Source organism: Saccharopolyspora sp. NPDC050389 (assembly GCF_040655595.1).
Taxonomy (GTDB): Bacteria; Actinomycetota; Actinomycetes; order Mycobacteriales; family Pseudonocardiaceae; genus Saccharopolyspora.
Genome location: NZ_JBFAKG010000163.1, coordinates 1 through 12,933 on the forward strand (window position 1 = coordinate 1; position 12,933 = coordinate 12,933).

A 12,933-nucleotide genomic window follows, 5' to 3' on the forward strand; every position below is an offset into this window, starting at 1 on the left:
GCCACAAACAAGCCCTGCTCGCGCTCGCCCGCCGACGCCTCAACGTCCTGTGGGCGATGATCCGCGACGGCCAGCGCTATCAAAGTTCACCTCCCACCACTGCTGCGGCTTGACATCACGATTGGGAAGTCCTTTCCGGAGGATGTGCGTGGTCTTTCGCGCCGGGCGGGCGGCGGGAAGGCGAGGATCGCGCGGACGGCCGCGTCGAGGCGGCGGCGCGCGTCGGCTCCGATCCGCGTGGTGCCGTCCGCGGTTGGGGCGGTCAGTTCCCGCCGGAACAACGCGGTCGGCAGGTCGACCACGCACGTGGTGATCACGTCGACACTGGAGCCGTCACGCCGGTCCCAAAGCGCTTGCGCCAGGCGTCGCATCAGCGACACCAGCCGCCGGTCGAGGCCGATGAGCTCGTCGGCGAGATCCGTCGGCAGTTCCGGGCCGAGCAGCTGGTCCCGGCGCACGGTCATCAGCATCCTGGCTGCGGCCGGCCGCCGGTTCGCGAACACCGCCGGGCTGTCGGCTGCGGCGACGACCGCGTTCACGGCCGCATCGAGGTCGGGCAGCTCGCCGAGCGCCTCGTCGACGAGCTCCTGCTGCAGTTCGAGGAACTCGGTCGCGGCGCGCAGCCACAGCCTGCCCCGCAACGCCGCGAGCGAGCCGAAGGCGTGGTAGATCGCGCCGTTGGACACCCCGGAGGCGGTGGCGAGCCGCCGAACCGTGAGCCGCTCGGGGCCGCCGTCGGCGATGAGCAGCTCCGCGGTGTCGAGCAGCTGATCCAGGTCATGCGTGCGTGGGCGAGGCACGCCGTCAACATAACAGAGCGCGTGCTCTAAAATTGCGGTGGTGACGCACGCCACTCGGAGAAATGCGGCGGTGAAAGGCGTTCGGCGCGATAGCGCTGCCATGGCCTGCGGAGCGGAGACGTCCGGTGCGCACAAATCCGTTGGTGCGCGGGAGATTCAGGCCGACCGTGGTTTGGTGCTCGCGAGCGCAGGCGGCGGAACGACACGCGGAGGGCGTCCAATTTTAGGCAAAATCGGGAAGGCTCCCACGGTGCACCGGGGGGAGTGCCGGTGCATCGGGCGCCGCCGTTCTGAGCCACCCGGTGTGGCGCAACTTCTCGTGAAATTGCGCCACACCGGAGGGATCAGGGTTTGCGGGCGAGGCCGCCGATGTGCATCGCGTGCGCCGGGTTCTGCGGGTCGGGGACGTCGTCGCCGGGGCGCCACTGGTTGTTCGGCACGAGGCCCGGTTCGATCAGTTCGAGGCCGTCGAAGTAGCGGATCTGCTCGTCCCAGGTGCGGAAGCAGCGGGTTCCCATGCCGCTCTCGGCGAACACGCGGGCCAGCTCCAGGGCACGCGGCTCGCCGGTGTCGCAGGTGTTCGACACCAGCAGGTAGCCGCCGCTGGGGAGCCGGTCGCGGATGCTGGCCGCGACGCCCTCCGGGTCTTCCTCGTCTTCGAGGTGCATGAGGATTCCGCCCAGCAGCACCGCGAACGGCTCGGTGGCATCGATCAGCCGCTTCGTCTCCGGGTGTTCGAAGATCGCGTCCGGTACGCGCAGGTCCGCGTTGATCACGGTGGTGGTGGTTTCGTTCGCCAGCAGCGCCCGGCCGTGGGCGAGCACGATCGGGTCGTTGTCCACGTAGAGCACGCGGGTCTCGGGCGCGATCTCCTGCGCGACCTCGTGCACGTTGCCGGCGGTGGGCAGGCCCGACCCGATGTCCACGATCTGCCGGATGCCCGCCTCGCCCACCAGGTACTTCACGGCCTGGCGGAGGAAGCAGCGGTTCGCCTGCGCGAGCAGCGGCGTCTCCGGGACCACCTCCATCATGGCCTCGCACGCCGCGCGGTCCACCGCGAAGTTGTCCTTGCCGCCCAGGCAGTAGTCGTAGACCCGCGCGATCGAGACTTCCTCGGTGTTGACGTCGACGAGTTCCGGCGGCGCCTCCTGCCCGGTATCGAGCAGTCGCTCCAGCGGCCCCCTGGGATCAGTCACTCCGACCCGTCCATCCTCGTCGCGGTAAAAGGTGTCACCGACGTTACAACATCGACTCCACCTGCTCGGTGCTCCCGTGCGAATCGCGTACCGCGTTTCCCGCCGATCCGCATCGAATTCCGTCGAACGGAGCAGAATCGGTTCGACCTGCGGTCGGCGCCGGTTGCGGCTATCAGGTGAGCCTCCCGAAGGCCGGTCCACCGGCGCAGGAGCTGAGCGGGCAAGCTGGGCGAGTGGACGAGCTCGACTGGTACTACGACAACGCCGCGGAATCGCCGCCCGAAGGAGAGGCGGCGGTGGAACGCGCGTGCGTGGAGCGGATCTACTGCCTGGCCTGGTCGCGGTTCACCGACGCGGACTGGGAGAACCTGGGCGGGATCTACCAGACTCTCCCCGGCTGGCAGGCCGATTCGCCCGACGTGGCCCGGTGGTTCTCCACGGCCGAGGACGGTGATGCGCACCTGTGGGCCTCGGTCGAACCCTCGGGGTTGCAGGTCTGCGGCGTGCTGCCCGCCGGCACCTGGCGGGAGTGGGACACCCGGTTCCGCCAGGCCGTCGCCGACGCGCGCCTGCCCCGGTTCAGCTGACGTCCCGCCAAGCGCCTGCCGCATCCGCGGCATCACCCCGAGCGAGCACCGCGCCGCATCGTGCGACGGCCGAATGGCCGCTGTCCGCAGTGCTACGACATGATCGGCTGCGCGAGCCCGGCGAGCAGGGCGTGGAGGGTCCGGCTGGGATTGTCCTTGCGGTACAACAGCTCGACGTTCGTGTGGAGCGGAGGGGTGAAGTGCACGATGCGCGTGCCGGGCACCGGCGCGTGCTCGGCGTGCCACCGGTCGGTGAACGCGCACCCGAGGCCGGATCCGGCCATCTGCTCCCAGACGAGGCGCTCGTCGGTCTGGCACACCACGCGCGGGCGCAGGCCGAGCGAGCTGAACCAGGCGTCGAGTTGGCTGCGCCGGTAGCCGCTCGCGGGCACGATCAGCGGCAGCCGGGCCAGGTCCTGGTGCGGCAGGGGAGCGGTCGCCGGAATCCCGGCCGGGCACAGCAGCACGATCTCGCGACGCCCCAGCGACAGGGTGGCGAGCCCATCGGTGGTGGAGAACTGGTGCGGTGACGGGACTTCGACGATCCCGGCCGTCGCCTGACCGTTGCGCACGACGGCAGCGACCTCGGCCGGGCCGTCGAGCCGTTCGAGCAGCACCGTCGCAGTCGGGCACCGCTCGGCCAGCACCCGGAGCAGCCGCGGCGCCGTGCCGGCACCGAGCGTGGGCGTCGCGGCCAGCACGAGTTCACGCTCGTCGCCCAACGACAGGATGTCCGCGACGTGGCCGAAGATCGCTCTTGCGTGGGAGGTGACCGCGAGCCCGGCCGGTGTCGGGTACAGGCGCCGTCCCTCGGAAGCCAGCAGCGGGGTGCCCACCTCCCGCTCCAGCGCCCGCACCGCGCGGCCGAGCGCCGGCTGTGAGACGTGCAGCGCGCGGGCGGCAGCCGTCATCGTGCCGTGCTCGACGACGGCGGCGAGGTATTGGAGCTGCTGCAGGTTCATGCCGATAGAGCATGTAAGCAAGCTCAACCGGACTTGGACAAGTGCTTGGTTGGGTCGATCCAATGGATGAGCCGATTTTCCCAGCGAAGGGGCGAATTCATGAGACGGATCTTCAGATCGGCGGCGGCTTCGGCGGTCGCCGTCGCGTTCTTGACCACGACGGCGTCCGCCGCTCCGGAGCAGGAACCGCTCGACGTCCTGCTGACCGACGACGACGGGCACGCGGCGCCCACCTTGGCGGCGTTGAAGCAGGCGTTGACCGCGGCTGGGCACCGGGTCACGGTGGTGGCCCCGTGCGACGACCAGTCCGGCAGCGGCACCCAGCTGTTCTCGAACTACGCGTCCGGGGAGCCGGGGCCGGAGAACACCATCACCGCCGAGCAGCTGGCGCCCGACGTCTGGTCGGTGTGCGGATCTCCCGGCGACGCAGTGCTGTTCGGGCTGCAGCACGTCTTCACCTCGGGACCGCCGGACGTCGTGATCTCCGGCGCCAATCCAGGCCAGAACGCCGGTGCCGTGGCAAACCACTCCGGCACGGTCGGTGCCACGGTCGCGGCCGGTGAGATGTCGATCCCGGCCATCGCGATCAGCGTCGAGATCGACCTCACCACGAACCCGCCGCAGCTCGGGGACGTGACCACCGCGGCCGACTACACCGCCCGCGTGCTCGATAGGTTGCAGGGCACCTCCGGCGGCGCCGGGCTGCTGCCCGAGCACGTGAGCCTCAACATCAACTACCCGGTGGCACCCGAGGTCAAGGGCACGCGGGTCACCAAGACCGGTCGCAACGCCTTCGTCCGGCCGAAGTACGAGCGCACCGACCTGTGCGAGAACTGCTACGTGATCCGGCCCCAGGTGGACCTGTCCCGGGACCCGGTGGCCGACTCGGACAACAACGCGTTGGCGGCCGACTACGTCTCGATCACCCCGCTGGACGGCGACTGGACGGCCTCCGAGGGAGTCCGCTCCTCGATCCGCGAGCGGCTCGGCGCCCTCCGCTGAACCGTCAGGGGCAGTTCCGGGTGTCCAGCGACACGGTTCCCGTCGCGTAGCCCTGCTCGTCGAGGAGCCTGCCGACGAGCTTCACCGGCCGGACGACGATGCTGCGGTCGACGATGTCCAGGTGCGGCAGGCGCCGCGCCATGTGGGTCTCGAGCTCCTGCACGTCGATCAGGGAACGCAGCCAGACCGCGATGATCAGGTTGTACGGGCCCGCGGTGGACGTCACGGCGCGAACCTCCGGGATCCGGGCCAGGGCGCGGGCGGTCTCCTCCAGGTGCGCTGGTGACACCCGGGCGAAGAACCAGGCGTAGACCGGCCAGCCCGATAGTTTCCGCGCGAGCTCGCAGCGCAGCCGGAGCTGCTGGTTGGCGATCAGCCGCGCGAGCCGCCGGCGCACCGTGCTGGTGCTCGTCGCCGCGGCTTCGGCGAGCGCGCCGACCGGTGCCCGCCCGTCGGCGGCCAGGGCCACGGCGATCGTCCAGTCCGCGTCGGTCAGCGGGCCCGGGGCCCGGTCGCCGACCTGGTCGGTCTCCCGGAGCATCCGCGCGACCTGGTCGTGGTCGAGGGCGCGCAGCCGCCACCGGCTGGCCTCCGTGTACGCCCGGACCACCAGGTGGCTGCGCACCTGCCGCAGGTGCGTGACGCGGCTCATCCGGTCCAGCAGGTAGCCGGAGAGGACCTCCGCGTTCGGCGTGTTGACCGTGACCAGGACGTCGCGGCCGCCCGCGGTGACGTCGATGGTCATCGCCTGCGGATCGGTCGCCAGCTCCCGGGCCACGGCCAGCCCGCGGCCCGGTTCGCACTCGATCTCGACGAACGCGTTCGCCTGGGTGGGGGAGATCGGCGGGTAGCCGGAGATCCAGGCCAGGCCGGACCGCTCCAGCCGCGTCCACCGGCGCGCGGCGGTGACCGGGTCGATCCCGAGCACGCCGCCCACCAGCGACCAGGCGGCGCGGGGTGCGATCTGCAAGGCGTTGACGAGCTGGAGGTCCAGTTCGTCGAGAGCGGTGGCTTGATCCTGCATCTGGACCGTGATTCTGCTTCGTTCCTGCGTTTGGGCTAATGGAAGAGTCTCATCGCTCACCCTTCGTGTCCAGGTTGGCGGGCGGACATCGAGGAGCGTGCAGTGGGCGGTCAGGGCATCCAGGACGACATCACGGCCTACCGGCGGCTGGTGCGGGCCGAGCAGGAGTCGTGGCGGGAGCGGCTGCTTCGGCTCAGCCACGACCTGCATGCCGAGCCGGAGCTGTCGTTCGCCGAACACCGGTCGGTGGCGAAGGTGACCGATGTGCTCCGCGACGCCGGTTTCACCGTCGAGCCCGGCCCGGCGGACGTGCCCACCGCGTTCACGGCCGAATACGGCGCGGGCGAGTTCACCGTCGGCATCTGCGCCGAGTACGACGCGCTGCCCGACATCGGGCACGCGTGCGGGCACAACGTCATCGCCTCCGCCGCGGTCGGCGCGGCGATCGGGCTCGCCGCCGTGGCCGACGACCTCGGCGTCCGGGTGAAGGTGGTCGGCACCCCGGCCGAGGAGCACGGCGGCGGCAAGGTGCTGCTGCTGGAGCGGGGCGTCTTCGACGACGTGACGATCGCGATGATGGTGCACCCGGCCCAGTACGACACCCATCCCGGCCACTTCTCCAGTCAGGCGGTGAGCCGGTTCGCCGTGACCTACAGCGGCCGGGCCTCGCACGCCGCGGCGGCTCCGCACCTGGGCGTCAACGCCGCCGACGCCGCCGTCGTGGCCCAGGTGGCGATCGGGTTGCTGCGCCAGCAGATCACCGCGGAGTGCCGCATCGGCCTGTTCGTGCGCGAAGGCGGCGCGGTCACCAACATCATCCCCGAACGATCCGTCGTGGACTGCGAGGTGCGCGCGTTCGACGTCAACGAGATGGCGGAGCTGAAGCAGCGGGTGCTGGCGTGCTTCGAGGCCGGGGCGCTGGCGAGCGGGGCGACGATGTCCGTGGAACCGACCGAGCCGGACTACGCCGAGCTGGTGCAGGAGCCGGAGATGGCGGACCTCTTCGCCACGCACATCGAATCGCTGGGCCGGGAGCTCCGCGAAACCCGCGGCACGCGGGGCGGTTCGACGGACATGGGCAACGTCTCCAAGGTGCTGCCCAGCATCCACCCGAGCATCGCGATCATCGGCTGCGAGTACCCGCCGCACACGCACGGCTTCGCCGCCGCGGCGGCCACTCCCGCCGCCGACGACGCGGTCTTCGACGGAGCCGTCGCGATGGCTCTGACCGCGGTCGACGTGGCGATCGATCCGGTGCTGCGGCAGAAGTTCCTGGCCGAACAAGCCACGCGCGGCACGGCCGCGACGCGGGCCTGACCGCCCTCACCAGACACGCCGCGGCGTGCCGAGCCACTCTTCCCAACACTCCTGGCGACCACGGAGGAAGCCATGTCCGGCATGACGGTTGCGCGGAAGCTGCCGCGTCCGACGCGCGGTTCACGCGCGCGACTGGCCCTGTTCGCGCTGCTCGCGCTCGTCCTGGCCGCGGCCGCCGAAGCCATCGGCAGCCACAAGGTCGCCATCGGGCCCGGCGCGATCACCCTGTTCCCGATCATCTGGGGCCTGCTGCTCGGGGCCGCGGTGAGCATCCAGCGGTTCCGGCCGGTGCCCGTCGGCATGCAGCGCGCCGCCACCTACATCGTGGAAATGGGTGTGCTGCTGCTCGGAGTGCGGCTGGCGTTCGTGGTCGGCCACGAGCTGCCGGTGCTGCGGCAGGCGAGCTTCGCGTTGTTGTTCCAGGAGGTCGGGCACCTGTTCGGAACGGTCGCGTTGTCGTTGCCGCTCGCCGTGCTCCTGAGGATGGGGCGGTCGGCGGTGGGCGCGTGCTTCTCCATCGACCGCGAGGGCTCGTTCGCGATGGTGTCCGAGCGGTTCGGGCCCGACTCCGAGGAATACCGCGGCGTGCTCGGCATGTACATCTTCGGCAGCGTCATCGGCGCGCTGTACGTGACGCTGCTCGCGAGCCTGCTGGCCGGCAGCGGGATCCTCAGCCCGCTGGCGCTGGCGATGGGAACCGGCGTCGGGTCCGGCTCGGTGATGGCCGCCTCGTCGGCAGCGATCGCCGCGGAGTACCCCGAGCTGGCGAACCAGATCGTGGCGCTGGCCACCGTGAGCAACCTCGTCACCAGCCTCGCCGGCGTCTACATCGGCATGTTCGTCGCGCTCCCGCTGGCCGACCGCTTCTACAAGCTGCTCACCCGCGGCCGCAAGATCGAGCCCTCGGCCGCCCCGGACCTGTCGGCGGCGGAGCTCGAAAGCGGCAGCCCGAGCCGGGTTCGGCCGTTGCCGGCGATCCTCATCGCGCTGGCGGCCATGTTCGTCTCCAACGCCGTCCACGCGGGCGGTGTCGAGCCCCGCGCGCTGCTCGGCTTCGCGCTGGTGGCCGCCGTCGTCGTCGCCGGGCTGGGGATCAAGCGGCTGACCAAGCTGCCCGCCGTCGCCGGGACCTCCGCGCTGGCCATCCTGCTCACCTCGCCGATCTCCCCGGTCGCCGACGCCGTGATGTCGCTGGTGAAGCCGGTCGAGTTCCTCGCGATGGCGACGCCGATCCTGGTCTTCGCGGGCCTCAGCATCGGCAAGGACCTGCCCGCGCTCAAGCGGATCGGCTGGCGGATCGTCCCGGTGGGGCTGATGTCTTTCGCCGCGTCGTTCCTCGTCTCAGCGGTGATCGCGCAGTTGTTCCTCGGCTGACCGGGCGACGAGCGACTGCGGCGAAAAGATCTTGCGGTGATCCGTTCCGGGCTGTCTTATGGCGTCATGCGCAGGACTGGCGCTTTCGCGCTGATCGCGGCACTCACCGCCGGCTCGTTGATGCTGGGCAATCCCGGGGCGACCGGGTACGGGGCGCTGGGCGTCGACCTCGACACGGTGACGATTCCCGAGCTCCAGGCCAGGATGTCGGGTGGATCGCTCACGTCGTCGGAGCTGACCGCCGCCTACCTGGAGCGGATCCGCACCATCGATCCCAAGATCAAGGCGGTGCTGCGCATCGATCCGACTGCGATGGCCCAGGCGGCCGCCAGCGATGCCCGCCACCGCAGCGGCGCCGTCCTCGGCCCGCTCGACGGCATTCCCGTGCTGCTCAAGGACAACGTGAACACCCGTGATCTGCCGACCACGGCGGGCTCGCTGGCGCTGGCCGGGAGCCCGCCCGGCTCGGACGCGGTCCTGGTGACCAGGCTGCGGGACGCGGGCGCGGTCATCCTCGGGAAGACGAACCTTTCCGAGTGGGCGAACTTCCGCGCCGAGACGCCGACCTCCGGGTGGTCGGCGGTGGGCGGGCAGACGCGCAACCCGTTCGTGCTGGACCGCAATCCGTGCGGTTCGTCGTCCGGGTCCGCCGCCGCGCTCGCCGCGTCGCTGTCGCAGGTGGCGATCGGCACGGAGACCGACGGCTCCATCGTGTGCCCGGCGGGGATGAACGGGGTGGTCGGCCACAAGCCGAGCCTCGGCCTCGTCAGCCAGTCCGGCGTGGTGCCGATCTCGGCGGAGCAGGACACCGCGGGCCCCATGGCGCGCAACGTCATCGACACGGCGCTGACCTTCGCGGTGCTGCAGGGCGAGGAGAGCACGTTCTCGCCGCTGGGCGATCTGCGCGGCAAGCGGATCGGGCTTTGGCGGCTGCCGTCGCTCGGGGCGGACGTCGATGCCGTGATGACCGAGGCAGCAGAGCGGCTCACCGAGGCGGGCGCCGTGGTGGTGGAGGTGACCCCGCCCTACCAGGACCGGCTCGGCGAGCTGGAGTTCCCGGCGCTGCTGAGCGAGTTCCATCGCGACATCGACGCGTACCTCGCGACCCGGCAGGGCCCACGCGACCTCGCCGAGCTGATCGAGTTCAACCGGCGCACCCCGGCGGAGCAGACCTGCTTCGCGGGCCAGGAGCTCTTCGAACAGGCGCTCGCCGCGCCGCCGACGACCGATCCGCAGTACCAGGCGATGCGCGCCGAGCTGACGGATCTTTCCCGGCGCTCGATCGACGAGACCATGGCCGAGCACGGCCTGGACGCCATCGCCGCGCCGACGAACCCGCCGGCGTGGACGACCGACTGCGAGCGCGGCGACAACGACGTGATCTCGTCCTCGACGCCGGCCGCGGTGGCGGGCTACCCGTCGGTCTCGGTGCCCGCCGGTTCCGTCGGCGAGCTCCCGGTCGGGTTGCTCCTCATGGCCAGCCACCGGCAGGACGCCGAGCTGCTGTCGCTGGCGGCGTCCGCCGAACGCGAGCTGAAGGCCTGGCGGGCACCCCGCTACCTGCCGACGGTCGGGCCCGACTCCATCGGCTGACCCGGCTTCCGAGTGCCGGATGAATCGTTCCGGCGGCACGGCGCTGATCGGCGAACTTCCTTGCCGTTCACGGGAATCGTGCGCCGCCTGTCGTCCGATCCGGTAGCGGTGCGCCACCGGGCACCTCGTGCCCTGGGCGGCTGCGCGGCCCCGGCGTTATGGTGCGCAGGTCCGCGGTGTTCGGATCGAACGCCGCGTGCTTGGGGGAAACGAATGCGGGCTTGTGCGCCACCACCTCGGAAGATCCGTGGACGTGCTTTCGGAGCCGTCCGCTGCGCCGGTGCCCGGTGCGGAAACGCGCATCCGAGTGGGGCACGCCGCACGGGAAGGGATGGATCGTCGTGACAGATGTCGCAGAGTTCGCGCTGTCCAGCCTCGCAACGGTGGTCCGGATCGAAAAGCCCTGGGGCTACGAGGAGATCTTCGCCGTGGTAGCCGGCCGCTACGTCGGCAAGGTGCTGCACATCCGGGCGGGTGAGGCGATTTCGCTGCAGTACCACGAGAAGAAGGAGGAGACGATCGCCGTGCAGTCCGGCATCGTGCTCCTCGATCTGGGGCCCAACCGCACGTCGCTGGTCCGGATGGAACTCGACCCCGGCCAGACGGCGAGCATCCCGTCCGGTGTCGTGCACCGGGTCACGGCGGTGTCCGACGCGGTCCTGCTGGAGGCGTCCACGGCGGAGCCGGGATGGCAGGCGGACGTCGTCCGCCTGGAAGACCGCTACGGCCGCACCACGACCGCGGCCCGGTGACCTGCGGCGTCACGGGCGGAGTTCGGCGAAGATCTCGAGGCGGCGTTCGTGGTAGGAGAGGTCTTCGGCATCGTGCACGACGCCGAGTCGCCGCTGCTCGTGGAAGGACACCACCTCGCGGCGCAGCCGGTGCCGGATGAGCTGCGCCAGGGTCTCCTCGTCGAGGAGCCCGGCCGGCCCGCCGGCCGCGGCGTAAGCGTGCAGGAAGGAGCGCATCGACGAGATGTCGATCGCGGACTCCTCCTCGGCCCATTCCAGGGCGGCGTAGGCGACCTCGACCGCGGGCGCGACCACGCACGCCTCGTCCCAGTCCACCACGGCGGTGAGGGCGCTCCCGTCGGACAGCGTGTTGCCCGGGTAGAAGTCACCGTGCACGGGCTGGCGTTCCTGGTGGGCGCGGTGGAATTCCGCCAGCCACGAATCGAGTTCCGGGTCCGCGAGAGCCGGCTCCGCTGGCGGCTCGGATCCGTCCAAGCCCGCCTCCAGGCCGGCGGTGACGGGCCGCGGCGGCGGCTGCATCCCGGCCAAGGAGCGGTGCAACCGCGCGAGCAGTGAGGCGGCCTGCGTCGGGGCGCCGGGCGTTTCGCGGGTCGGCCACTTGCCCGGGACCAACGGCCAGACCGACACCGGGCGGCCATCGACCCGGATCACCGTGCGCCCGTCGAGCGTCGCAACCGGAGCGACCACTTCCGGCACGTCGGTCGAAGCATGCGAGGCGATGGCGTAGCACCACTCGGCTTCTTCCGTCCTGCGCCATTGCGGGCCCACCCGGACGACGTGGCCGCCGACGGCGAAGGCGGCGGACTCCTCACCGCCGTGCAGCCGGACGGGATCGCCCGGGAAGTCCAGGCCCCACCGGGCATCGAGCGCCCGCCGGGCGGAATCGGTGAAAGCGATGTCTGTGAATGGCAAGGAATTCGGCTCCTTCACCGGCCGTCCGGCGGGACGAATCCGGCCTCTTGGGCGAAACTCGCTCGGCGCGGCTGATCGGCGGCGCCGATCACGTCGCGGCGCCCGGAAGCAGGCCGCGGGCGGCGAGGTTGGTCATCAGCGCGCGGATGCCGAAGGTCCAGTCGGGAGCGGCCTCCGCGGTGTTCACGACGTTGATCAGGCTACCGAGCGCGGGGGAGGAGATGCGCACGACGTCGCCGTGCTTGTGCGTGAAGCCCTGGCCGGGGACGTCGCGGTCCTCGGTGGGGGCGAACATCGTGCCGGTGAACAGCACGAACCCGTCCGGGTACTGGTGGTGGCGGCCATGCGCGTGCCCGACGAGCTCGCGCACATCGCGGCTGATCTCGCCGACCGGGTTGACGCCCTCCAGCCGGTAGCCGTCGGTCCCGGCGATATCCAGGCCGATTTCCAGGTTCTGCGCGTCGTCGAGGGTGAACTCGTCGTCGAAGAGCCGGAGGAACGGGCCGATCGCGCAGGACGCGTTGTTGTCCTTGGCCTCGGTGAGCAGCAGCGCGCTGCGCCCCTCGAAGTCGCGGAGGTTGACGTCGTTGCCGAGCGTCGCTGCCACCGGAACACCGCGGGAGGTGACCGCGAGTACGAGCTCGGGTTCCGGGTTGTTCCACGTCGAGCGTTCGAGCACGCCGATCTCGGCGCCCGTGCCGACCGCGGACAGCACCGGGGCCTTGGTGAAGATCTCCGGATCCGGGCCGATGCCGACCTCCAGGTACTGCGACCACAGACCCTCCGCGACGAGCACCTCCTTGATCCGCTGCGCCTCGGCGGAGCCCGGCCGCACCTGGGAGATCCGGCCCTCGATGACGTCGCCGAGCTTGGCGCGGATCTCCTCGGCCCGGCGGAGGTCGCCGTCGGCGCGCTCCTCGATCACCCGCTCCAGCATGCTCCGCACGAAGGTCACGCCCGCGGCCTTGAGGACCTGCAGGTCGACCGGCGCCAGGAAGTGCGGCCGGGCGCGGTCGCCGGAGAGCGTGGCCCGCAGGAGATCGGCGAGCTGCCAGCTCCGGCCGCCCTCGTGCGCCCGCACGATCTGCCCGGCGTCGGCCCGTTCGAGCAGCCCGGAGACCGTGGGCTCGACACCGGTCAGGTCGACGACCGCCGTGCCGCGCACCGCGGCGACGCACGGGCCGCCGCACGCCGGGTCGAAGACGCGGGCGACCAGCGTCGCCCGGGCCGCGTCATCGGGCAGAACGCGATCGGAGTAGGCGGAGAGGGTCAAGGTGCTGCCTTCCTCGGGATGCGGTGCGGTCGCGGTCGGCCCGGGGCCGGGGGGTGTTTTTGTTTGGGCATCAAGACCCAAATCTAAACGGCCCCGGATAGGGGGTGGGGGGAGGGGGGTAAGTGAGGGGGGGATGAAGTT

At 71.0% G+C, this 12,933-nt stretch carries 12 protein-coding genes; 6 read left to right on the forward strand and 6 right to left on the reverse strand.

Annotation, left to right across the window (positions count from 1 at the left end; translation table 11 throughout):
- Nucleotides 1-86: 86 nt before the first annotated feature.
- Both AB0I53_RS47625 and AB0I53_RS47630 read right to left on the reverse strand, forming a co-directional pair.
- Nucleotides 87-800 carry a helix-turn-helix domain-containing protein gene (locus AB0I53_RS47625; protein ID WP_358617315.1) on the reverse strand — a complete coding sequence of 238 codons (714 nt, stop codon included), beginning with the start codon at nt 798-800 and terminating at the stop codon, nt 87-89.
- A gap of 344 nt (nt 801-1,144) precedes the next feature.
- Nucleotides 1,145-1,996 carry an SAM-dependent methyltransferase gene (locus AB0I53_RS47630; RefSeq protein WP_358617319.1) on the reverse strand — a complete coding sequence of 284 codons (852 nt, stop codon included), beginning with the start codon at nt 1,994-1,996 and terminating at the stop codon, nt 1,145-1,147.
- A gap of 233 nt (nt 1,997-2,229) precedes the next feature.
- Between AB0I53_RS47630 and AB0I53_RS47635 the strand changes: the two genes are divergently transcribed.
- On the forward strand, nt 2,230-2,583 hold the full coding sequence (locus AB0I53_RS47635) for a hypothetical protein (protein WP_358617321.1): 354 nt from the start codon (nt 2,230-2,232) through the stop codon (nt 2,581-2,583).
- Between the two features lie 92 nt (nt 2,584-2,675).
- Here AB0I53_RS47635 and AB0I53_RS47640 read toward each other — a convergent pair whose 3' ends face one another.
- Nucleotides 2,676-3,545: a LysR family transcriptional regulator gene (locus AB0I53_RS47640; RefSeq protein ID WP_358617323.1), complete on the reverse strand. Its 870-nt coding sequence runs from the start codon at nt 3,543-3,545 to the stop codon at nt 2,676-2,678.
- A gap of 99 nt (nt 3,546-3,644) precedes the next feature.
- Between AB0I53_RS47640 and AB0I53_RS47645 the strand changes: the two genes are divergently transcribed.
- Nucleotides 3,645-4,547, forward strand: coding sequence for a 5'/3'-nucleotidase SurE (locus AB0I53_RS47645; protein WP_358617326.1), 903 nt, complete (start codon nt 3,645-3,647; stop codon nt 4,545-4,547).
- Between the two features lie 4 nt (nt 4,548-4,551).
- Here AB0I53_RS47645 and AB0I53_RS47650 read toward each other — a convergent pair whose 3' ends face one another.
- Nucleotides 4,552-5,571 carry an Lrp/AsnC family transcriptional regulator gene (locus AB0I53_RS47650; RefSeq protein WP_358617328.1) on the reverse strand — a complete coding sequence of 340 codons (1,020 nt, stop codon included), beginning with the start codon at nt 5,569-5,571 and terminating at the stop codon, nt 4,552-4,554.
- A gap of 102 nt (nt 5,572-5,673) precedes the next feature.
- On the opposite strand from AB0I53_RS47650, the gene AB0I53_RS47655 reads away from it, so the two are divergent.
- The 4 genes from AB0I53_RS47655 to AB0I53_RS47670 all read left to right on the forward strand — a co-directional run bounded on the left by AB0I53_RS47655 (nt 5,674) and on the right by AB0I53_RS47670 (nt 10,607).
- The gene (locus AB0I53_RS47655) at nt 5,674-6,888 is read left to right on the forward strand and encodes an amidohydrolase (protein ID WP_358617330.1); all 1,215 of its coding nucleotides are present in this window, start codon (nt 5,674-5,676) and stop codon (nt 6,886-6,888) included.
- A 72-nt stretch (nt 6,889-6,960) separates the two neighbouring features.
- Nucleotides 6,961-8,262, forward strand: coding sequence for a DUF3100 domain-containing protein (locus tag AB0I53_RS47660; protein ID WP_358617332.1), 1,302 nt, complete (start codon nt 6,961-6,963; stop codon nt 8,260-8,262).
- Between the two features lie 66 nt (nt 8,263-8,328).
- Nucleotides 8,329-9,855, forward strand: a complete 1,527-nt coding sequence (locus AB0I53_RS47665; protein ID WP_358617334.1) for an amidase family protein — start codon at nt 8,329-8,331, stop codon at nt 9,853-9,855.
- A gap of 341 nt (nt 9,856-10,196) precedes the next feature.
- On the forward strand, nt 10,197-10,607 hold the full coding sequence (locus AB0I53_RS47670) for a cupin domain-containing protein (protein ID WP_358617336.1): 411 nt from the start codon (nt 10,197-10,199) through the stop codon (nt 10,605-10,607).
- A 9-nt stretch (nt 10,608-10,616) separates the two neighbouring features.
- Here the strand turns inward: AB0I53_RS47670 and AB0I53_RS47675 are convergent, their stop codons facing one another.
- On the reverse strand, nt 10,617-11,519 hold the full coding sequence (locus AB0I53_RS47675) for a phosphotransferase (protein WP_358617338.1): 903 nt from the start codon (nt 11,517-11,519) through the stop codon (nt 10,617-10,619).
- 88 nt (nt 11,520-11,607) lie between these two features.
- Complete coding sequence (locus AB0I53_RS47680; RefSeq protein ID WP_358617340.1) at nt 11,608-12,792, reverse strand: fumarylacetoacetate hydrolase family protein; 1,185 nt, start codon at nt 12,790-12,792, stop codon at nt 11,608-11,610.
- Nucleotides 12,793-12,933 lie beyond the last annotated feature (141 nt).